General features: G+C 42.1%; 20 protein-coding genes. 4 read left to right on the top strand and 16 right to left on the bottom strand.

The annotated features are described in order from the left end of the window. Nucleotides 1-68 precede the first annotated feature (68 nt). The 8 genes from addA to HMPREF3032_RS01150 form a co-directional block, all read right to left on the bottom strand. Nucleotides 69-4,013, bottom strand: a complete 3,945-nt coding sequence (gene addA, locus HMPREF3032_RS01185; protein ID WP_062401212.1) for a helicase-exonuclease AddAB subunit AddA — start codon at nt 4,011-4,013, stop codon at nt 69-71. Then, nucleotides 4,000-7,389: a PD-(D/E)XK nuclease family protein gene (locus HMPREF3032_RS01180; RefSeq protein ID WP_062401210.1), complete on the bottom strand. Its 3,390-nt coding sequence runs from the start codon at nt 7,387-7,389 to the stop codon at nt 4,000-4,002. The genes addA and HMPREF3032_RS01180 overlap by 14 nt, the downstream gene beginning before the upstream one ends. A 116-nt stretch (nt 7,390-7,505) precedes the next feature. Further along, the gene (gene queF / locus HMPREF3032_RS01175) at nt 7,506-8,003 is read right to left on the bottom strand and encodes a preQ(1) synthase (RefSeq protein ID WP_009353151.1); all 498 of its coding nucleotides are present in this window, start codon (nt 8,001-8,003) and stop codon (nt 7,506-7,508) included. Continuing rightward, nucleotides 7,996-8,496 (bottom strand): QueT transporter family protein, encoded by a 501-nt coding sequence (locus tag HMPREF3032_RS01170; protein WP_062401208.1) that lies wholly within the window; start codon nt 8,494-8,496, stop codon nt 7,996-7,998. The genes queF and HMPREF3032_RS01170 overlap by 8 nt, the downstream gene beginning before the upstream one ends. Nucleotides 8,497-8,577: 81 nt before the next feature. Then, nucleotides 8,578-9,102 carry a GNAT family N-acetyltransferase gene (locus tag HMPREF3032_RS01165; RefSeq protein WP_062401206.1) on the bottom strand — a complete coding sequence of 175 codons (525 nt, stop codon included), beginning with the start codon at nt 9,100-9,102 and terminating at the stop codon, nt 8,578-8,580. Nucleotides 9,103-9,191: 89 nt separating this feature from the next. After that, nucleotides 9,192-10,166 (bottom strand): hypothetical protein, encoded by a 975-nt coding sequence (locus HMPREF3032_RS01160; protein ID WP_062401204.1) that lies wholly within the window; start codon nt 10,164-10,166, stop codon nt 9,192-9,194. 16 nt (nt 10,167-10,182) lie between these two features. Continuing rightward, a complete protein-coding gene (locus HMPREF3032_RS01155) occupies nt 10,183-10,893 on the bottom strand; it encodes a hypothetical protein (protein WP_062401202.1) in 711 nt (236 codons plus the stop codon). A 1-nt stretch (nt 10,894) separates the two neighbouring features. Then, on the bottom strand, nt 10,895-11,377 hold the full coding sequence (locus HMPREF3032_RS01150) for an ECF transporter S component (RefSeq protein WP_062401200.1): 483 nt from the start codon (nt 11,375-11,377) through the stop codon (nt 10,895-10,897). A gap of 186 nt (nt 11,378-11,563) precedes the next feature. On the opposite strand from HMPREF3032_RS01150, the gene HMPREF3032_RS01145 reads away from it, so the two are divergent. Further along, nucleotides 11,564-12,238: a response regulator transcription factor gene (locus HMPREF3032_RS01145; RefSeq protein WP_062401198.1), complete on the top strand. Its 675-nt coding sequence runs from the start codon at nt 11,564-11,566 to the stop codon at nt 12,236-12,238. Between the two features lie 3 nt (nt 12,239-12,241). Next, nucleotides 12,242-13,621, top strand: coding sequence for a sensor histidine kinase (locus tag HMPREF3032_RS01140; protein ID WP_062401196.1), 1,380 nt, complete (start codon nt 12,242-12,244; stop codon nt 13,619-13,621). A gap of 67 nt (nt 13,622-13,688) precedes the next feature. Here HMPREF3032_RS01140 and HMPREF3032_RS01135 read toward each other — a convergent pair whose 3' ends face one another. From HMPREF3032_RS01135 to HMPREF3032_RS01125, 3 genes are all read right to left on the bottom strand, one after another. Next, on the bottom strand, nt 13,689-14,900 hold the full coding sequence (locus HMPREF3032_RS01135; protein WP_062401194.1) for an MFS transporter: 1,212 nt from the start codon (nt 14,898-14,900) through the stop codon (nt 13,689-13,691). A 156-nt stretch (nt 14,901-15,056) separates the two neighbouring features. After that, nucleotides 15,057-15,488, bottom strand: coding sequence for a MarR family winged helix-turn-helix transcriptional regulator (locus HMPREF3032_RS01130; RefSeq protein WP_062401192.1), 432 nt, complete (start codon nt 15,486-15,488; stop codon nt 15,057-15,059). Between the two features lie 30 nt (nt 15,489-15,518). Next, nucleotides 15,519-15,935 (bottom strand): RrF2 family transcriptional regulator, encoded by a 417-nt coding sequence (locus HMPREF3032_RS01125; RefSeq protein WP_009353240.1) that lies wholly within the window; start codon nt 15,933-15,935, stop codon nt 15,519-15,521. A gap of 332 nt (nt 15,936-16,267) precedes the next feature. Here HMPREF3032_RS01125 and HMPREF3032_RS01120 point away from each other — a divergent pair, with 332 nt between their 5' ends. Beyond that, a complete protein-coding gene (locus tag HMPREF3032_RS01120; RefSeq protein WP_062401190.1) occupies nt 16,268-17,638 on the top strand; it encodes an NCS2 family permease in 1,371 nt (456 codons plus the stop codon). Between the two features lie 259 nt (nt 17,639-17,897). Here the strand turns inward: HMPREF3032_RS01120 and HMPREF3032_RS01115 are convergent, their stop codons facing one another. The 5 genes from HMPREF3032_RS01115 to HMPREF3032_RS01095 all read right to left on the bottom strand — a co-directional run bounded on the left by HMPREF3032_RS01115 (nt 17,898) and on the right by HMPREF3032_RS01095 (nt 21,602). After that, nucleotides 17,898-18,200, bottom strand: a complete 303-nt coding sequence (locus tag HMPREF3032_RS01115) for a hypothetical protein (protein WP_009353198.1) — start codon at nt 18,198-18,200, stop codon at nt 17,898-17,900. Between the two features lie 130 nt (nt 18,201-18,330). Then, nucleotides 18,331-19,113, bottom strand: coding sequence for a tRNA pseudouridine(38-40) synthase TruA (gene truA / locus HMPREF3032_RS01110; protein ID WP_062401188.1), 783 nt, complete (start codon nt 19,111-19,113; stop codon nt 18,331-18,333). Beyond that, nucleotides 19,110-19,916 carry an energy-coupling factor transporter transmembrane component T family protein gene (locus HMPREF3032_RS01105; RefSeq protein WP_062401186.1) on the bottom strand — a complete coding sequence of 269 codons (807 nt, stop codon included), beginning with the start codon at nt 19,914-19,916 and terminating at the stop codon, nt 19,110-19,112. The genes truA and HMPREF3032_RS01105 overlap by 4 nt, the downstream gene beginning before the upstream one ends. After that, the gene (locus HMPREF3032_RS01100; RefSeq protein WP_062401184.1) at nt 19,906-20,775 is read right to left on the bottom strand and encodes an energy-coupling factor transporter ATPase; all 870 of its coding nucleotides are present in this window, start codon (nt 20,773-20,775) and stop codon (nt 19,906-19,908) included. Before HMPREF3032_RS01100 ends, HMPREF3032_RS01105 begins: the two co-directional genes overlap by 11 nt. Beyond that, on the bottom strand, nt 20,760-21,602 hold the full coding sequence (locus tag HMPREF3032_RS01095) for an energy-coupling factor transporter ATPase (protein ID WP_009353204.1): 843 nt from the start codon (nt 21,600-21,602) through the stop codon (nt 20,760-20,762). The genes HMPREF3032_RS01100 and HMPREF3032_RS01095 overlap by 16 nt, the downstream gene beginning before the upstream one ends. Before the next feature lie 253 nt (nt 21,603-21,855). On the opposite strand from HMPREF3032_RS01095, the gene HMPREF3032_RS01090 reads away from it, so the two are divergent. After that, nucleotides 21,856-22,584, top strand: coding sequence for a hypothetical protein (locus HMPREF3032_RS01090; RefSeq protein WP_062401183.1), 729 nt, complete (start codon nt 21,856-21,858; stop codon nt 22,582-22,584). The last annotated feature ends 256 nt before the right edge of the window (nt 22,585-22,840 follow it).

Below are 22,840 nucleotides of genomic sequence, written 5' to 3'. Positions count from 1 at the left end.
AGGTTGATACCATGGTATCAACCTTCCTCTGTTGTATATATTGAGTTATTATCTTTTTAAATTATCTACTATACTGGAATCGCTCTTTCTAGTCGGAAGGAATAGATGTATACCTCTTTCACAGGGTATGGTGTCAATCGCTCTAAGGCTTCTTTATACAGCATCAGCTGAATGCGATAGCGCTCTACTAGAGCCTTTTCATCAAGATGGTCTGTTTTATAGTCAACTAGCACCCAAGATCCCTCTTCTAGGAATGCTGTATCGATGATACCTTGTAGGAACAGATCTTCCCCGTCTAGCATCTCTGGGTACACACGGTTCGCCGGAAATAGCATACTAAATGGCAACTCTCGTTCCACTCGCTGTGCTGTTAGCAATCGTTGCCCTAGATCAGACTGAAAGAAATCACAAATCCGTTTTTCACTAATCGCCTTCCGTTCCTCATCAGTCAAGTATCCTTGTAATGCTAGCGAATCCAAGGCTTGTCGCAAAGATGGTCGTGTATATGATTGCAACGGCAACCACTGCATCACCTCATGCATGAGGGTACCCCAACGAGCGCCACTGCAAATCGGTGTGGACTCATTCATGGAAGATAAGGATACGTCGAAGGGCCCTAGGTCTACAGAGGCTTCTTCTGATATATCCTCTGCACCCTTTTCTTTGGCTTTCTCAGTACCGTTTTCCATGCCCTGCTCGCCAGTTAGCTCAGTATCATCAGTGCATGCATCCGGTATACTATCGCCTATTAACATATCTTCTACGGAACTATCTAAGTCCTTACTAGAGTCTACTATGAGTAGTTCAGACCTATCTGGTGTCCCAGATTCTCCTTCTATATTGCTGTTATGTGGATCTGTTCGATAGTCCGGCTCAATCATCTGTTTTGCCAATTCTTCCAGCTCCACAAAGCGCCGTTTAATTTCAGATACAGAAATTTTCCCCGCCCGTTCCGTAGAACTTTCATAAGCATACACAGAGGTCAACCGATCTATCACGACAGGGTCCAATGGTGGCGCTTCCACTGGTAATTGAGCTCGCACTTGTTCCAGAATATCTACTTCTACAGACGGTGTTTCCTGTGAAACACTGTAATCATTTCCATCATGAACGTGGAAGGACACTGGACAATCTTTGTACGGTATATCTGGGAGTTGCGGGCTTTCCACCTCCGCAAATTGGCGCAACTGCGTACCCCCTGCTACGTGGCGAGCTAAACTTCGCAAGATCCAATCTAAATAGGAATTACACCCTAGAATCTGCTCTTTCGTAAAAGCACTTTCACCCCACTGTAAGACAGGCGCTACCCATTCACCCATTTTCTTCGTCGCAGGTCGATCCGTAGAGCCATTGATAGAGCCATTGATAGACCCCTTCATATAACCTGTAATATACAGTTTATCTTTAGGCCGAGTTAATGCTACATAAAGGATACGCTCCTCTTCAGCTTTCAAATTTTCTTCCAAAGCTTGGTGCACGAAAATCCAAGGTAAGGAATTATACATCACACGCAAGTCTGGGAAATACCCTTTCAAACCCACTCCATATTCCTTGTGCAATAGCAAGGACCGGTTCAAATCCATTTTGTTAAAGCCCTTTTGAGTGCCCATGAGAAACACCACGGGGAACTCTAAGCCCTTACTTTTGTGGATGGTCATAATACGCACCACATTGTCCGCTTCACTCACCGTTTTGGCAACGCTTAAATCTTCTCCGGATGCCTGCAAGCTTTCAATAAAGCGCAAGAACCGGAATAAGCCACGGTAATTGCCACTTTCATATTGTTTCGCTCGCTCATACAAGGCCAGCACATTGCCACGACGCACCAAGCCATTTGGCATGGCGCTCACGTATTCTACCACATGCAAGGTGTCGTAGATGTGCCAAATTAAGTCCGTAATGCCTTGACGGCGAGACATGGTCCGCCAGGTGTCCATGGAGTCCACAAAGCGAATCCATCCTGCATTCTGGGAAGCTTCTACAAATGGGCGCAACCCGCTCCACAAGCTGTTCTCCCCTACAGACAGACGAAGACGTCCTAAATCGTTGGCATCCATCCCAATAAGAGGCGATTGCAAAACGATGGCCATAGGCAAGTCCTGCTCTGGATTATCGATGATTTGCAACAAGGACAGCACAAACTGCACTTCCATGGCACTGAAATAGCCGGATTTCTCCTCTGCATAGGCAGGGATGCCCTCTCGCCGTAGTAGGTCGATCATTCGGCTCGCTGACCCAGAGATAGATCGCTTCAAGAGTACAATGTCTCGCCATTCCATGAGCCGGAAGGTGCCGTCTTTATCTTGTACCATGGCGCCATTGTTCTTTAACTCTTGGATTTTACGGATCACAAAGAGCATTTCTTTTTCATCGTTCTCTAGGTCTTCTCCATCTTCAGGGTCTGTCTGTGCCTTATCTTCATCACAGCAAAGAACGTGCACTTCTACATCACCACCTACCCATTCTGGTGGCGCCTCTTCTACGATGCGACCTGTGTGGAGAGCTTCTGCCTCACCATAGGTAAGCCCTGCCCCTTCATCGGTCATAATTTGCGAAAATATAAAGTTCGTTACATTTAGAATCGCTTCATGGGAACGGAAATTTTGGGACAAATCGATACGCCGTTCCACACTGTTCACATCGTGATCAAACCGATGGTACTTTTCCATAAATAGCTGCGGATCTGCCATACGGAATCCATAAATCGACTGTTTCACATCGCCCACATAAAAACGATTGTCCCCACGAGATACTAAATTCACGATAGCCTCTTGGACGCCATTCGTATCTTGGTATTCATCGACCATCACTTCTTTGAATGTATCCTGTAACTCCAGTGCCACCTCAGATGGCTTGAGTTCTTCTGTAAATTCTGGGTCTACTAATAAGGCTAAGCATAGATGTTCCAAGTCGGAGAAATCGATCATACCCGCTTCTTGCTTTGCCTGCTGAAAATCCTCATGGAATCGTTTCACCAGCTGGATGATACCTCGTACCAACGGCACTAAGTACTCCATTTGCTCTCGCCAATCTGCTTCCGTAATAGCAAAGACACCTTTCGGCATGGCTTGCAATATATCTTTCCCTTCTGCCAAGATGGCTTTAATTTCACTCAAGATAGCTGGATCGCTTTCATTCATAGCCTTAGTGGCACGAAGTACGGGGAAGCTAAATCCCCCAATGCCCACTACACCGACATGCATAGCATCCCAAGTGTCTGCCTTTTGCATGGCTTGTAACAGTGTTTGCAGTTCACTGACCTTATCCATCCATTTGTCGAACCCATTGCCTAGGGTAGCCAAGCGCTGTGCCTCTTCATAGCGCTCTAATAGATACTCAATTTGCCGTTGTTGTTCTTTCCAAAATAATGTGCCCCAAGTAGTTTCTAACAAGGTTTGGTGTAAAGCACTTTCATAGGTATGACATACCTGATCTAACCAACGCATAGGCTGACTTTGAGCCAAGGCAAAGTTGTATATTTGAAAGACCGTCTCCCGCAGGATCTGGTCTGATCGTTCCGTGCTAAACATATCGCTCACATCGTAAATATTATACAAGCCTTGTTCGTAAGCCTCTAGCAAAATGGCATCTAGCACATCATAGCGCATAAGCGCCAATTCTCCTTCATTGCCGATGGTGAAAGACGGGTCTATATCTAGTTTATAGAAATAACTACGGATGACCCATTGGCAAAAGGAGTGCAAGGTGGAAATATGGGCGGACGGCAACATATTCAATTGTTCTTCTAAATAAGCATCCCCTGTAGCTTGAAACTCTTCCGCTAGTTTCACGCCGATACGAGCTTTCATCTCCGCTGCTGCCGCCTTTGTGAAAGTCACCACCATCAGTTCCTGAATACTCAGCTCTCGCCGTTTCAGGCGTTGTATCATACGCTCTACGAGGACTGCCGTTTTACCAGATCCCGCCGCGGCGGACACCAAGATCGTTTGGGATGGTAACTGCCCTGGTCTAGGTGCATCAATAGCGCTCTGTTGCGCATCAGTCCATTTCATAGGTAGCCCCTCCTGTTTGTAATGCTTCCATCTTCTCCAATGCTTCCTCTTCGGTCATGGTCTTAATATAGCGATATCTATTGCGCGTTCCATCAAAGCGACATAAGGCTTGGAACTCACAATATTCACATGGCCGTCGCTTATCCTTTTGGTACGGACTAATAGGAAACTCTCCATCCATCATCTGTGTACCACTGTTGGAAATAATTTGTTTTGTGTATTCCTTCATAAGGCCAAATTGTTCCATCGTCTTCAAACTTTTGGATGTGCGACTATCTGGAGTGCCGTCCTTTTTCAGAACAATCGGTACATATGGAGAATTGCTTTGATAAGCCCTCGTTACATCTAAGGATTGTAACACATCCCCGTCTACAAAGTATCCACTGTTTTTCAACTCTTGGATAGTAGCTTTTTCTTCCTCTGCCCGTCTGTGATTCACTACTTCAGACAATTTCACTTGCGGATTCCGTACATAGGTATAGAGGGCAGCCGCTGTGCCAATTCTATCTTGTGTATTCTTTTCCAATGCCAATAGATAGGTCATTAATTGCAATTTCAAGCCATAGTAAATTTCATCAGCTCGCACCGTAGTGCCCCCTGATTTATAGTCAATCACTGCCGCATAATGACCAAGAGGTCCTCGATATTCATCGACACGGTCTATTTGACCGCGCAGTACGATACTTTCGCCATAGTTTTTACCCAATGGGATGCGCACTGGACGCCAGTTAGATGTGCCCATGCCAAAACTTTGCTCTATTTCTGTAGTGGAAAACTCGCTTTTCTTAGACCAATCTACGAGACGTGCTACCGTAGCTGATAAGGTAGATGTTAATCGAGTATACAGTTGCGCTTCGTACGCATCTCGCTCTTCTGTACCCATCACCGCATCGGCCGCTTCACGGCATAAAGATTCTTGTTCTTCCTCTGTTAAATCACGCCATTGTCGACCCTGTTCTAATAGATATTCCCCTAAATAGCGCAACGTATCGTGAAGGAAGGTCCCGATTTCAGGAGCTCCAAAGGATTTCACCTTCCGTGGGGCTAAGCGTAAGGCATATTGAGCATAGAAACTGTATGGACAACGATGGTATCGTTCTAATCGTGTGACGGATCCCGTTAAAGCATCACTGCGTAACAATAACCCTCGTACAATGGACTGCTCAATGCGTGGCACCGCATTCGAGTCAAACATACCTCGTGTGGCAAAGAACACCTCACCTCTGTAGCCCATTTCTATGCTCCAGTTATAAAGACTCCACCAAGTAGAGGAGATAGAATCTCCTTTCATGAGAGCACTCATACGACTGGAAAAAAGGCCTAAGCTCTGGGATGGTCGCCACAGATAGTCCTGTTCTCGTCCCTCTGGCATAGATAGTGGTGCTTCTTCGATAGTTTTCACATACCCATATTGCTGTAAACGGCGCACTACCAAAGATGGTTCCATTTTAGACCCTTCTTCATCAGATGTGACATAGGACAGATGCAGTCCTTGGCTAGCACGAGTGCAGGCTAAATAGAATAAGAAATTTTCATTGAACATTTGCCCTAAAGCGCCTGCCGCTAATTGCACACCTACCTTAGCTAATGCCGTCCGCTCTTGGTCACGCAGAATCCCTTCATCCCCCATTTTACGAGGGAATACGCCCTCATTAAGGCCTAGCACATAGACTTCCTTCGCATCTGTCATATAACTGCGGTCGATGGTGGTAATCGTCACATGGTCCAACGATGGCGGCACCAAAGAGTAGGTCACTTCACTGAGTCCTTCCTCGATGATAAGACCCATCTCCTCTGCGTTCAACTCCTCTGTGCCCGTCACAGATGCACATTCCTCTAGCAATTGAATAGCATGTTTATAAAGCTGTACATGGCTGGCACTTTCTTGTACATCCCCACGGTCTTCTGCTTCGTCATACCAATGTTTCAATTGCTCTGGAATGCGCCAATCTTGCATGATTTGGAATAGGAACTCACTCCATTCCTGTCCCGTATGTGACAGTTTACAGAAATCATAGATTGGACGCAAATATTCTAGGACGCGCATATGTAAAGCCTGCATCACAGCTCGTCGCTCTTCATCGTCCTCGCCACCATAGGTCCACACATCTCGTAACCACGCTGCCCCTTGAATGCCATATTCTAAACAATAGTTTTCTAATCGGTCTACTTCTTCCCGTGTGAAAGGCGCAAAATCCGTTTTCAATAAGTGGAATACCGCATCATGATCAAAAAAGGTGCGATGTACATGGAAGATACCTTGCAAAAACTCCGCCAAAGGATGGCTAGTCATCATCTTCCGTTGATCCGAGAAGAAAGGAATGCCATAATTCATGCAAGCTTTTTCCAGTACATCACCATAAGACTCCATGTCCCTCAATATAATGGTACAGTCTTTCCAGCGATGTTCCTCTTCTTGACGATATGCTAAAATCTTACGACATACCGCATCAGCTTCCCGTTCTCGATTGTAGGCACTTACCATGGTCAACGAATCTTCGGTGGTATTTGCTTTCATAGGTGTTTTAAAAAATTGTGTGTTCAATTGTTGTAACACAGGTGTCCCTCGATAGACGGTGTTCATGTCATGCACCACTGCCTCTGGATACCAAGTCATCATATCTCGGTAGGTCTCCCAAACACGGAAATACATAGAGCCCTTGCGACTGTGCACCTCTTCCTCCAAGGATGGCAAACTGATTGTCATATGACAGGACTCACTGAGGGAAAATAGGCGTTGAATCAAGCGATACTGCAAGGGCGTAAACCAATGGAATCCGTCTACAAAGACATGGCAATGCTTCATGAGTGGAGACTGTGGCAATAGGTCGATCAATGTTTCCATAGAATCTTTGACGCCTAACTCTTCCAGCGCTGTATCGTAGCGTTCTAACAACAAGGATAATTCTTGTAATTTACGGCCCAACACCATAGAATCTACATATTTCACAGCCCCCGACAAGTCCTCTGGCGTTACACCAAAGGCTTTACACTCCGTCAAAAGACCTTGTATGACATCTCCAAAATGAGGTTGTTTCGCTGCCTGTTTAAACAAGTCCAACTCTCCGGCTGATTGCTTTAACAATACCCGAAGGACTAGTTTTTTGCCAATTTCCGACAGGCCTTCTTCTTTCACTTTCCCTAAGGATTGATACACTTGATAGGCTAGCCGTGTCATGCCCACCACACGCACCGTGGTAAACCCTTTTTCCTGACGATACTCTGCTAACTTGCGCTCCATCATATACGTCGCAGGATCTGGCACAAGGACGATAATCTGGTGGTCTGGATGGTCTTGTAAAATTCGTTCTATCTCTGCGAAACAAGCCGTAGTCTTTCCCGTACCAGCTCCGCCAATATATAACTGTGGTTGCATGTCCAACTCCTTTTCCTTTCAACACGTTGTATCTATCTCTATCCTATCATGTCTAGGGCACTTAGTAAAATTGCCAGGTCCCTCAACCGATTGACCTGGCAATAATATGTATATAATTAACGGTACGCTACCCGTTTTGGTTGCATATCATGAAAGTGCAAGCGCTCTTTTGCTGTGGCTTCCCAATCGGTGCCCGGTTTGCCATAATTGGCGTACGGATCAATGGACAAGCCACCACGTGGTGTAAATTCGCCCCACACTTCAATATATTTAGGCTCCATCAATGCCACTAAGTCTTTCATGATGATGTTGATACAATCTTCGTGAAAGTCTCCATGGTTGCGAAAACTAAATAAATATAATTTTAAAGATTTACTTTCCACCAGCTTTTCATCTGGCACATAGGAAATATAAATCGTTGCAAAGTCCGGTTGCCCCGTCATTGGGCAAAGACTCGTAAACTCTGGACAATTGAATTTCACAAAATAGTCATTCCCTGGATGTTTATTAGGAAATGCTTCTAGCACCTGTGGTGCATAATCTGTAGGATAGTCCGTATGGCTACCTAAAGCATGAACACCTTGTAATTCTGCTGCATTACGACCACTACTCACGAACTAAAACCTCCTTATTTTTATAGACTACTTTCTCCAACGCATTAATCAAGAAGTAGCTCACTACACCACACACGAACTGACCTACTACGAGGGAGCTCACTAATACCCAGTATGGAACTGGCAAGAAATAGGTCAACCAAATTGGTACAATCAATCCTGGTACAAAGGTAATGATAGGAATCAACACCCAATTACCTAACCCTTGACGCTTCGCAAGGACGATTAGACCTGTTGTCAATAAACCTACGATAGCTCCACCGATAGAATCCACTAAACCAAAACCACCCATCACTGTATTACTTACAAAGTTGGCAATACTAAAGGCTGGAATGGTGAATGGAAAGATAGCTGACAATCCATAGAGCGCTGTAGCAATACGCACTTGATACTGACCAAAGGCAAAGCCTTGCGTACCGATCATAAGCGCCAAATACATAGCGATGGAAATGGCAGAAATCGTCAATCGTTGTGTGTTGTTAAATTGTTTCATTATAACTCCTTAGTTTTGTTTACAGACAGGAGGATCTCGAACTGTCTATCTAATACCTACTACGACATAACTCGTAGCTACCTAGAACATTTCTAGGGTTTTGAAAAGCTCCGGGTATTCCAATGTGCCAGCTTCTAAAGGTGCTGCTTGGGCATCAAGCTTGATACACATCATATGCTCCCGGTCCAACCCTTCTGGTGGTTCTACACCAAAGTTATGTGCAAAATCATAGCCCAACCGTGGATAGTACACATTACTTCCGTACACGAACAAGTAGGAATATCCCATCTTACGAGCCAATCGTTGGCCCTCTAAGACAAGAGCTCCTCCTACACCATGTCCACGCATAGACTGCGCTACCGCCAGTAGACCCAAAATAAGCACATCTTGGTCGCCTACTTTACCACGCAGGAACATACCATACCCTGCAATGGCATTGTCGATAATCGACACCAAAGATAACTTAGGAATATACGCATCAGACTCACGCAAGGCTTCCACTAGTTTATATTCTCGTCCTGTACTGCGATCTGCACTGATATAGGCTTCTCGCACGAGAGCTGTGACCGTATAAAATTCACGCTTTTTCTCTTCTCGTATAATCATAGTTCCTCCGGTTCATGATGAAAGTACACCAAATGGATTGCTATCCTTTAGTATACCGAACTTTTTCGATAATAGCAAATATCTTTCCCTTATTTCTTAGCTTTCTTCGCTAGTCTCTCTCGTTCTTTTTGCTCTTGTTTTGCCAATCTTTCTTGCTCCTTAGCTTGCTGTTTTGCTAGCTGAGCTTCCTTGTTAGCCTGTTGCTTTGCTAATCGAGCTTGCTCTTTTGCCTGCTGTTTCGCCAATTTTTGTTCTGCTTGTAACTTAGCTCGTTCCGCCCTTGCCAAATGTTGCTGCTCTTTCTTTGCCAATGCCTCTTGTTTTCGTTGAGCTTTCGCTAATTGGCGTTGGGCTTGTGTGTCTAACCGTTCCTGTTTGCGTTCTGCTTTTTGCAATAAAGCCCACTCTTGTTTTGCCACTTTCATAAGCGGTCGTTGTTCCTTTTTAGACGCATCCCATTGACCCCCAGCCATAGCCTCCTGCACTTCTCCATCAATAGGCTGTAAGGCTACGTTTCCTTGTGCCTTCGCCGAAGGCACTACTAATTCTAAATGGCTTCGCTGAGATGTTCCTTGTTGAAAAGTACGCACTTGCACTAACCCATGATTTGGCAAAGCAGACGCGTCAATTTGGAAGGACTCCATTTTCTTTTGGATTTCTTCTTTCGTCAAAGCTGGTTCCACTGCTATTGGTGTTCCCTCATCAACACTATCCATTTGTGCTTTACCTGATTTTGCTTCTTCTTGTTCAATTTCATAATTCATAATAGAACGACGGTTTTCATTGTACAATCGCAATGCCAACATGCGATCACTTTCATTCATGGTTTCACGACCTGCCACCACATCTGCCATCATAGGGATCAATTCTTTTCTAGTGAATGCTCGTGATCCTAAATCTACCCCCTTAGTATCCGTAATCGCTCCATGTTTCACCAAGGTCATAAGCGCTTGATATTCCCAATCAGGAGGACTCACTACACCATATGGGTTTGCCTCTGCTTGAGCCACTGTCAATCCACCGACTACCAATGCCAATGCTATATAATATCGTAACTGTTTCATATCTATATCCTTTCTATTATCTATGCCGTCCTACATGCTGTGCCTTAGGGAACTCTGCTAACCATGCTGTTTCACCACTAGTGCAAACAGCTACAAGCACCGCTGTAGCAGGTCCACCACTATGATCTAATTCCTCATCAGTCAGTTCTATTGACTCCATAGATGCCCCTTCTAAATAACTTAACACTGTCAACTCTTGGCGGATGCCTCTGGAACCAATAGGCACCACACGGGATGTACTAGGATGTGCCAAAGCTCGTCGGACCTCATCATAGGTAACAATCCATTCTGGCTGTTCTAGCACTTCATTACCTACTAAGGGTTTTCCTAGTACGTACACAGCATAAGGTTCCCCTGTACCAAGCATTTCTGGCTCCCCGATTCCTAAGGCAGTAATCCCTACGGAAGTAGTGCTTACTTTCATATTGCTTTCATGGCTGCCATTAATTGGTACATCGATACCTAATGTATCCAATTCCTCTTGAATTCCCCTTATAACAGGTATCACTACCGTATCATAGTCACCACCAATGAGATATTGAATCCCTTTTACTACACCTTTCGCACATAAAATTTCTAGCATCGCTACACGAGTCGCAAACGCACCTACCATAGAGTAGGGCGCTTCTAATACATCATGTTCTTGCAAACCGATACCACTACTAATATCACTAGCAACAATCCAATCTACACCATTTTGCAAAGAAATTCTTGTTATATCTCGCATATTATCTACCACCAAAAACTTTAGTCAGCTGACTTACCACCAGTGCCGCTCCCACATAATTCACTAGATAGGCTAAAGACAAAGGCACAAATAAAATCGCCACAACTTCTACACTGTGCATCATCCATGATGTCACAACTAGACCTAAACCTACATTGATGATATACCCTACTATACCACTTACTACATAAGAGAAAGATGAAGCCCTCTTACGCATACAATATCCTATACTAGCCCCAGTACAAGCCATGATCAAAGCTACCACCACATGCATAGGTACACTAAGAGGAAATCCGGTGAATACGGCCGTTGCTAAATGCCCTAAGGCTCCAAGCACAGCACCTGCTACAGGTCCTAGCAGTAAGGCTCCTACAAAAGCTGGCGACGAATCAAATCCAATGGAATACACACCAAAATGGATCTGTCCGCCTATGGCACAAAGAGCAATCAATAAGGCATAGGCCGTAATCGTTCTAATATTCATAATACCCCCTCCTAGGGAATAACAACTCATACTATTTCTATGTTTATTATAGGTGACCCCACCGTATAAAGCAATCATTCATGGTCTTTTCATGTACAACATCTATACTTTTTATATACATCTCTTTAATCTATTTTGAAAATACGTTACAATACAAATATACACCTTAACATGAAAGGAGCACCTATGAAAGTCTTAATTGTTGAAGATGAACAAATGCTGAATAATATTATTGCCAAACGTTTAAAACTAGAATCTATGATTGTAGATCAATGCTTTAACGGAGAAGATGGATTAGATTATATTTCCACATCTAGTTATGATGTGATCGTTATGGACATAATGATGCCAAAAATGGATGGTCATGCCGTAGTACAACAAATGCGTGAAGAAGGTAACAAAACCCCGGTTCTTTTCTTAACTGCCAAAGATACATTAGAAGATAAAGTATCTGGTTTAAATTTAGGCGCTGACGACTATTTAGTAAAACCATTTGAATTTGACGAACTCATTGCTCGCATCTATGCGTTAGCTCGTCGTGGTCGCAATCAAGCTACAGAAGATATTATTGCAGGGCCATTACGCATCAATCAAAAGAGCCGTTCCGTTCTTCGTAATGGAGAGCCTATAACATTAACTGCCAAAGAGTTCGACCTACTCTTCTATTTAGCAAGCAACCAAAATATCGTTTTATCTCGTCAACAAATTCTCGACCATGTGTGGGAATACGACTATGAAAGTTACTCCAACCTAATCGACGTATACATTAAAGACCTGCGCAAAAAAGTGGACATCGACGAAACTAAAAAATTAATTCAAACTGTTCGTGGCGTAGGCTATGTGTTCCGCACCGAGGAATAATCCATGCACGATGTAATCAAACGCTGTTGGAACTCCATAGAGACTCTTCTCTTGCGAGTTCCTTTGGTATATAAAATTACTAGTTGGTACTCTATCTTTCTACTGCTAATGATAGGGCTATTAGCTACCTTTGTAATCCAATTCACCCATATTTGGGACCAAAATGAAATCCGTACAGACCTACAAGAGGCTGTCATTGAATCCGCTAGTGACCCTAAAAAGTTTAAGCCCTTTGATGACGGTATCTTTCTCTTAGTCTATACCCATGATGGAGTCGTCTTACGAGGTAATTTACCTGATTTATTTCCAAAAGAGGCTCCTCCTTCCTTTGATGCTATCACTGAAGTGAGTCATCAGAACCGTTCTTTTCTATACTACGATGCTCCCATTCAGCATCGCCCTGGTGTACAAGGCTATATTCGTGGCGTCGTACCTATGGCATTCCTTGATAGAAAGTCAAATAGCATGTTCTTCGCTTTATTATTCGGTGGTATTCTCTTCGTTACGGTTGCTGCTATTGGGGGCTATTGGATTATTCAACGAGGTTTAAAACCAGTACGTACCGTTACCAATTTAGCTGCACAAATTTCATTAAAGCGAGATTTATCAGAACGCATTGAAAATATCCCTGAATCTGGAGATACTATCTATCAATTAGCTTCTACTTTCAACCATATGCTCAGCAGTTTAGAAGAATCTTCTAATCGTGAAAAGCGCTTTAATTCCGACATTTCTCATGAATTACGTACACCTATTGCTGTCATCCAAGCTGAAAGTGATTACGCTCGCCAATATGTAGCCTCCTTAGAAGAAGCAAAAGAAAGCTTTCAAAATATTTTTGTTCAAAGTAAGGGAATGGCAGACATGGTCTCACAATTGTTAGAAATTGCTCGCCTTGATAGTCTAACCAATATAGATAAAGAACCTGTCCCTCTATCCAAAGTGGCTGAACAATTAGCCCATACCTATACTCGATTAAGTAAAGAGAAACATCTTACTTTTACTAGCCATATTGATGAGTCTATCATTGTTTATGGCAACCAAATCCTATTGCAACAGGCAATGGCCAATCTTTTGGACAACGCTTTCAAATTTGCCCATACGAGAGTACACTTGGAAGTCTCATCAGGATCTACCATTCACATCTCCGTTCAAGATGATGGCATTGGTATCCCTCCGGAAAGCATCCCTTTAATTTGGGATCGATTGTACCAAGTAGACCCTTCACGTACCTCAAAAGAAAATAAAGGTCTCGGACTTGGGCTCTTTTTTGTACAAAATGTTGTGCAACTCCATGAAGGTACACTGCAAGTAGAAAGCACACCAGATGTAAAAACAACATTTGGCTTTGAATTACCAATTCATAATAATTCTGAAACATAACAAAAGAGGATATCTGACAAAATTGTCGGATATCCTCTTTCTTACTTCACTCACTATATACAGTCTATCAGATGTATTGAATGTTCGGTCGATTCCCATGGATTTTCAACACTAAATAGCCAATGATCATCATTCCTATACCTGCCACCAAGAATACATAGGATGTACCCCAATAGGTGGCCACTATGCTAGCAAACAGCGGTCCTATCATATTTCCTAATTGTTGGGATGTCGTGGCAAGTCCGAATACTCGGCCACGCACGGATGGATCTGTATTCACGGTCATAGCTGATCCAAGGGATGGGAATATACCTACAATAAAGACGCCAATAAGTAATTGCAAGACCCCAAACCACCATAATCCAAACGGTAAACTTTGCAATAATAATACAGTTCCAGTACCCATTAGCCCATAAGAGATAACTCTAAAGTATCCTCGCCGCTGTCCATAAGCAGCCCACACATTAGTCATAATCATGCCCATCACACCACCACCGCTGAGAATGGACCCTGCTAACATGGCAGCCCCTTCCATGGAACCTTTTAATTCTCCCACATAAATGGCCACGATAGGTTGTAGCATAAGCATAACAGCTTGCACTAAAAAATATAACCCTAAAATATGGAGTAGTACCTTATTTTGTTTTGCTGCTTGTAAATCTTCTGAAAAAGAAGTTGTTTTTACAGGAGTTTCACTTTCCATTTGTGGTTCTTTCACAAAGATAGCTATTGCTGCAGTGACGATAAATAAAGTAATCCCTGCCACCATAAATACAGGCCGCATCCCTACTGCTAGTTCTGTCAACCCTCCTGTTAAGGGACCCACAGTATTCCCTAGGACTAAACCCATCTGAAAGATACCCATCGCCGTACCTACACGTTCTTTTGGCACAGATAATGATACCATAGTCATAGCGGCTGGCATAAACCCATTGGCAAAACCTTGAAATGCACGAACTAATAAAAATTGATATTCATCTTGTACAAAAGCGCTCCATAAATACGATAGGCCAATCAAGATCCCTGCTCGGATTGCCATTAGTTTCTTTCCATGCTGATCCGCCAATCGACCCCATACAGGAGCCATGATGGCAGCGATAAAAAATGAAATAGAAAATGACAAGCCTGACCAAAGAGCTAACTGTTCCTGTTCCACACCGAGCTCTAAAAGATACACGGGAAGGAAAGGAATGATCATTGTATAACAAATGGCAAGCAGTGACATCCCTATAGTAAGAATCCATACTGCCACCATTCCTGTTTGTTGTAATCCTTTCATACTTTACTCCCTCTAGATATATACAAATTGTAACCTTATTGTAACATATCTACTGTAAGGCCCCAACAAGTCCCCTCCATAGACAGGGAAATAAAAATAGAGGATAGTTGATATACTATCCTCTACTCATTGTAACTATAAGTAGATTGTCACAATCTAGCCTTTGACATTATGCAAGACTTTCCATAACAAATTCTGTAACAATTGAAGCTCCTCTTGAGATAATCCCAATTTCGTTTCAATTAATTTTGGAATATGTCGAACTTTTTTCTCCAAAGACTTTCCTTTTGTTGTTAACGTAATCATCATAGAACGCTCATCTTGTTTAAATCGTTCACGTATAATTAAGCCTTTTTTCTCTAGCTTCCGTAACAATGGAGTTAATGTTCCCGAGTCTAAATAGATTCTCTCTCCAATCATTTTTAGATTCGCTTCTTTATATTCCCAAATAACAGACATCGCAAGATATTGTGTGTATGTGATCCCCAACTCAGAGAGTTCTGGTTGACATGCTCGCAACGCTTCTTTTGCTGCTGCATATAAAGGGAAGCCAATTTCTTGCTCTACCTTTAATTTCTCTTTTTTCATCCTAAAATTCCCTTACCTCTTTCTTACAACTTACACTGAAAAATGTCGGTCAATAACATCTTGAAGCGTTAAACTTTGCATATATTCACGCAAATGATTTTGTAGATGTTCCCATAATGGCAATGTACGGCATCCTTCGCTCATCGGACATGTGTTCACATCTTCCTCTAAGCAAGCTACAACTGCAATAGAATCTTCTGTAGCAGCAAGAATATCATAGACCGTATAGTCTTTTGGCTCTTTTGTCAGTTGGTAACCACCATACTTACCACGAACACTTTTTACATATCCTGCTGCACTCAATCGTGCTACAATTCCTTCTAAATATTTATCAGAAATATTTTGGCGCTCCGCCATTTCACGAATAGATACATTGCGATCTACACTGTGCTCTGCCAAATCAACTAGCACGCGTAATGCATATCGACCTTTAGTAGAAATTTTCATAAATAATACCTCTTCAAAAGTAGGATTTATACCTAATCTATATTATATATAGAACAACGAATTTTGTCTATATAGATTGTGTACATATTTAGTACCTATATTGCATAAGTAACACTCACAATACGCATATAAGCAATATATTTTGTATATTTACACATACTGAAAACCAGTGTCGCCTACTAATGTACTCCATTATAAACTTATTAGTATAATTTATATAATTTTATAAGTTTTATAATTTTTTTAAATAAATTGACTCAAAAAACCTATCCTAACCTTCTAGTCTATGCTACAATAAGGATGTAATTTTATTTATTACTAGGAGGTTCACCATGTTAGAACGCGTATTCGCCTTAAAGGAGCGAAATACTACAGTCCGTACAGAAATACTAGCAGGACTGACGACTTTTATTACGATGGCATATATTTTGCTATTAGCTCCCAACTTACTAAGCCTAGCTGGTATGGATAAAGATGCTGTATTAATTGCTACAGCCTTGGGTGGTGGTTTAGTCACCATTGCCATGGGAGTATTTGTTAATTATCCTATTGCTTTAGCACCAGGAGTTGGCCTATTAGCTTTTTATTCCTTCACCGTAGTTCTAGGTATGGGGTTAACATGGCAAACAGCATTAGGTGCTGTATTTATTTCTGGTCTTGTATTCCTTGTACTGACTCTGACGAAAATCCGTCAACTTATTATTGAAGCAATTCCTTCTTCTTTAAAGATTGCTATCACCGTAGGTATTGGCTTGTTCATTTGTATCATTGGTTTGAAACTATCTGGACTTATGACTATCGCCTTATCCTTACAACCTGGTACATTGAACGACATTGTAACTGCCAAAGGTCATGGAGCACCAGCTGCATCAGAAACCTTATTAACATTAGGAAACTTAAGCAATCCTGAAGTGCTTTTATCTCTTTTCTCTTTGTTCTTCTCTGCCGCTCTCATGGCTCGTCGTGTCCCTGGATCTCTATTAATTGGTGTTATCATCACATCTATCATTGCTTATGTGACTGGTATCGCTACTTTACCAGAATCTTTAAGCATTATAGCAGTCCCTGATTTCAGTAAAATTGCCTTTATGGAATTGGATATTTCATCAGCATTCCATGTTGGACTTATTACTATTATCTTTTCATTTACTTTCGTTGAGCTTTTTGACTCCATGGGCACACTGATTGCTACTGCCTCTAAAGCAGGCATTGCAGACCCTAAAAAGGGTGAATTCCCAGGTCTTGGTAAAGCTATGATTGTAGACTCCCTTGGCGTTAGCTTCGGTGCTATGCTTGGTTCTAGCACAATTACTGCATTCGTTGAAAGTGCTGCTGGCGTAGGTGCTGGCGGTCGTACAGGATTGACTGCTGTTACTTGCGGCATCATGTTTATTCTTTGTCTATTCTTTGCTCCATTAATCGCATTAGTTCCGAATGCAGCTACAGCTCCTGTACTTATTTTAGTAGGAGCGCTAATGATGGAAGCTATCCGTGAAATCGACTTCTCCGATTGGACGGAAGGTTTCCCTGCCTACTTAGTTATTGTATTAATGCCATTTACATACAGTATTGCTAATGGTGTTGCTGCTGGTCTTATTGTATATCCTTTGATGAAGTTTATCACTGGCCGTCATAAAGATGTACACTGGTTTATGTATGTACTAGGTGCGATTGTATTGGCAAAATACATTTGGTTTGAATAACATACTAAATAACATATAAAATAACTCCAAATACAATAGAGGAAAGTTGATTCCATCATCAGCTTTCCTCTATTTTTTAGATTCTATAATACATGCTAGCACTACTCATATAAGAGTAATTGCCAACTTGTTTTACATGACAATAGGCAGATCTCTCTATACATCAATGAAAGGGGCCCACAGGGCCCTTTCATAGTATTTCGTATGTATTTCATACGGCTCTAATCAACAGGAATCGGACCTAACCCCAACCCTTATACTACAGCAAGTCGTCTTCGTATACTGCTTCTTCAAAGAACAATGGCAACAAATCTTCGCTATATTCGTTCATATCGCGGCCTGTTTTAGAGAATACCACAGACGCTGCAAAACGCATTAACTCCGCTTCATTCTCTGGATTGTTCACAAATTCTTCAATAATTTTGTCCATATCTAAATGGCGTTTCATAATGAATCGAGCTAATTTACGACGATTCACCGGATCATTCACCAATTCATCTACATCAATAATATACTCTGGCATTTTGATCGCAATATGTGTGTGGATTCCGTCTTCTTTCATGATAACCTCCTACATTGTACGCCCTATCGTAGGGCTACACTTATATATTAACAAATGTGATGTTTCACAACAATTACATAACGACTTTCTATCTGTTGCAGATACTCCTTATACATACCTGCATGTCTGCCTATAGGTTCGCTATGCTCCGTACCCGCTCTTGTAAGCTAGCCTTATCAGTAAACACCGTATCTAAACACAGTCCATGGGCAGGCGCTGTTTTCCCGATTAATTGTCTATTCTCACCAGCTATGATACATAGCACGTCCTCTGGTTGAAAGCGGCCTAAGCCTACATCCACCAAGAATCCTGCTATATTCCGCACCATGTGATACACGAATCCATCTCCTAATACATGGATTCTGACAGTCGTTCCCTCTTGGAATACCTTTACAGCGTACATGGTTTTCACTGGATCTTGTATCGTCGTATTATGGCCTTTGAAAGTACTGAAATTATGTGTTCCTTCTAATGCCTTTGCGGCTTGCTTCATGGACGATATATCCAATGGTTTGCGCACATGGTAGGCATAACGCAGTTGTAGTGGATCCACCACGGCATCATTATGAATGGTGTAAATGTATTCCTTCCCTTTCACATAATTCCGTGGATTCCAATCCGATGGCAACTCCTGTGCCTCACGGACCACGATATAGGGTGGCATATGGGCAATGAGGGCTCTCATTAGATTATCTACGGGAATCTTACCCGTAGTAGTGAATGCCACTACTTGTCCTCTAGCATGGACACCTGCATCCGTCCGAGAAGACCCGTAAATCGTGATAGACTCATTGCAAACCTTAGATAAAGCTTCCTCTAAATAGCCTTGCACCGTAGGTCCATTCTGTTGTCGTTGGTATCCACAGAGCTCTGTGCCATCATAGGCGACGATGAGTTGTATGGTTCTTGTCATATACCAAGTCCCCACCGCAATACAGCTAAGAGAATACTTACGAACACCACAGCGCCAATACCATAGAAATCTAATGGACTATAGCGTAATTCTTTCATCCGTGTACGACCTTCTCCACCTCGGTAACAACGAGATTCCATAGCTACTGCCAATTCATCGGCACGGCGGAAAGCACTAATAAATAATGGCACAAGTAAAGGTACCATATTTTTAGCCCGTTTCAGTAAGGATCCTGTAGTAAAATCAGCACCACGGGATTCTTGTGCTTTCATAATGCGGTCTGTTTCCTCTAATAGTGTCGGAATGAATCGCAAGGCAATGGTCATCATCATAGCCAATTCATGGGCTGGCACGCCAAAACGTTTCCATGGATTTAGGAGTCTTTCAATACCATCCGTCAACCGTATAGGCGATGTTGTATAGGTCAACAAGGAGGAGAATACGATTAAGAAAATCAATCGTCCTGCCATAAGGCCACCCAAATTAAGACCTTCTCGACTGATATGAAGCCAACCATAGGTAAATAGATATTCTCCCGGCGTAGTGAATACGTGAATAGCCAAGGTGAATACAATGATAATCCACAAGGGTTTTATAGACAGCCACACCAGCCGCACTGGTAAACGAGATAACCCCAAACATCCGAAGGTAAAGGCTGCTACAATGCTATAGGTCACCAAACTGTCCGCAAAGAAAATAGCAATGATGAAAATCATAGTGGCTATAATCTTAGCCCGTGGGTCCATGCGGTGTAACAAGGAATCTCCTGGAAAGTACTGGCCAATGGTAATATTACTTAGCATGGTGCACCTCCTTGAGATACTCGTAAATATCTGCTACTGCCTCATGGACATGAACACGGTCGATATTAACGGGAATATTTCGTTCTGCCAAAGCTTGCAAGGTTTGCGACAATGGCGGTACATCCACGCCAGCAGATTGTAATTTCTCACGGTCATTATGGAAAATTTCAATAGGGTTGCCATCTAATAAGACTTGCCCTTGGTGCATAACAATCAATCGATTCGCCATGCGAGAAATATCTTCCATATTATGGGACACAAGGATAACGGTAATCCCTTTTTCCTTATGTAGTTTCAGAATTTCTCCAAAGATTTCTTCTCGTCCAAATGGATCGAGTCCAGCAGAAGGCTCATCAAGAATTAAATAGTCTGGATCTAGGGCAATAACCCCTGCGATAGCCACACGGCGCATTTGTCCACCCGATAAATGGAAGGGAGACCGCTCTGCATAGGTATCGTAGTCTAAACCTACAAATTGCATGGCTTCTCGCACACGGCGGTCCACCTCTGCCTCATCAAAGCCTAAATTTTTAGGTCCAAAGGCAATGTCTTTAGCAATGGTTTCCTCAAAGAGTTGATGCTCTGGATATTGGAATACCATACCCACTTTATGACGTGTTTGTTTTACTGTTTCTGTTTTACCTACTAGGTCCACACCATTCACTTTCACAGTGCCTGTAGTAGGATGCAATAAGCCATTTAAATGTTGAACTAAGGTGGATTTACCAGACCCGGTATGGCCGATGATGCCTACAAACTCACCTTCGTGAATGGTCAAGCTCACATCGTGAAGAGCCGTTTTTTCAAAAGGTGTCCCCTGTCCATAGGTGTAGGTGACATGTTCTAATTGAATTGACATATGGCCTCCCCTAGTTCTTCATTAGTAGTAATACCCTTTGGCATAGTTACCCCTTTTTCTTGTAAGCGCACCGCAATCTCTGACGGCACCGGTACATCTAGACCAAGACCTTTTAACGTATCTACATTCATAAATACATCTTTTGGAGCTCCTTCATCGATGACCTTACCTTGTTTCATCACAATGATACGATCTGCTAAGGCTGCCTCTTCCATAAAGTGCGTAATATATACGATAGTGATGCCTTCTTCTTTATTGAGACGGTACACCGTATCCATAACTTCTTTGCGTCCTTTGGGATCGAGCATAGCCGTTGGCTCATCTAATATGATACATTTCGGCTTCATCGCTAAAACACCAGCAATGGCGATACGTTGCTTTTGCCCTCCTGATAATAGATGAGGTCCATGTAAAGCATAGTCCGACATGTTTACCGCTGCTAATGCGGCATCCACACGTTCTCGAATTTCTGGAGCTGGTACCCCTAAATTTTCTGGCCCAAAAGCCACATCTTCTTCTACAATGGCTGCCACGATTTGATTATCTGGATTTTGGAATACCATGCCCACATTTTGGCGAATATTCCAAATTAATTGTTCTTCTTTTGTATCCATTCCTAACACGGTAACGGTACCAGATGTAGGTTGCAATAGGACATTAAAATGTTTGGCTAGAGTACTTTTACCACTCCCATTGGTCCCTATAATACTGACAAACTCACCTTCATGAATGTGAACGCTCACATCCTGTAAGGCGTGTACCTCACGGCCCATTTCGTCTTGGTACACATGACTCATATGGTCCGTAGCGATCATAACTTGTTTCATTTTTTATCTAATTTCCTCTCTACGTAAGTACAATTGTTACTTCGTATTACAATCTACTTCATTATACCTTGTAGAGAGGTTTAGGACAATAGGCAACCTTGGGGAATATTGTTGGGTTTACAAATGGTCTCTTAATTCTATATTTTTCTTTTCATCTATGGTTATATGAAGTCAAGAAAGTGGAAAAATAATCTAAATTATAATATTCTGTAAGCATATTTATATATTATAATTTATATAGGGGGTATATTTTATGAAACGTAAGTATTATATGATTGCTTTATTAGTAAGTGCATTAACAGCTAGCCTATCACCATCTACAGTAGATGCAAAGCAGGGACACGATATTAATGTAGCTATTAAAACTACAATAAATCCTGCATTAGAAAAGCAGCCTCAAGAAAATCCAAATAGTATTTCTAACAGAGTAAAAGATATCGTATCCCCAAAGTCAATGACAATAGGAACCATCCCTAAGGGAAACCTTTATATTCCCAAAGATACACCTATTACACTAGAATTAACACAACCTATTAGCTCTAAAAAAAGTAAGAAAAATACTAGCTTTGTTCTAAGGACTGTTGATAATTTAATTCTTAATGGAACAATCATTATTCCAAAAGGTGAAGAAGTTAGAGGTAAAGTGATTGATTCTCATGGGAATGGTATGTTTGGGCGAGGAGGCCGTTTAATTATAGATATCCCAAGTATTAAAACTCTTAATAATGTAACTATTCCACTTAACGGGTATGTAAATGGATATGGTTCTGATGACACTGGTGCTGTTGCTGTAACGGCAGTAGTTTCATTAGTAGGAGGATTCTTTATGCGTGGAGAAAATATTTACTATGAACCTGGTCAACTATTTACAGTAACAGTTCAAAAAGATACAGATTTAGAAGTAACACCTGAAACATTGGCGCAAGCAATGGATCAAAATAAAGTTCGTGGTCAATCTTTAGAAGTAAAGGTTGCGAATTAAATATTGATATGTAAAAAGACCATAATGAACTGATATAGTTCATTATGGTCTTTTATATTGCCCTAAATTATTATTGTTTGAGGAAAATGGCACTCTTTGTACCTTGTCATTTGCAACTTCCTATTTATTCCTAGCTGTGGATTTTCTTTACCCCCTTCGGTCGTAGAAAATCTTACGGGTCGAACTCCCCGATTCACACACTTTCATGCGTTGCTTCGCTCCTATGAAAGTGGTTCACTGGGGATCCCAGGCCTAT

This window comes from Veillonella sp. DNF00869 (assembly GCF_001553345.1).
Taxonomy (GTDB): domain Bacteria; phylum Bacillota; class Negativicutes; order Veillonellales; family Veillonellaceae; genus F0422.
The sequence above is the reverse complement of the archived record's forward strand: the minus strand, read 5'-3'. Positions and strand labels throughout refer to the sequence as shown.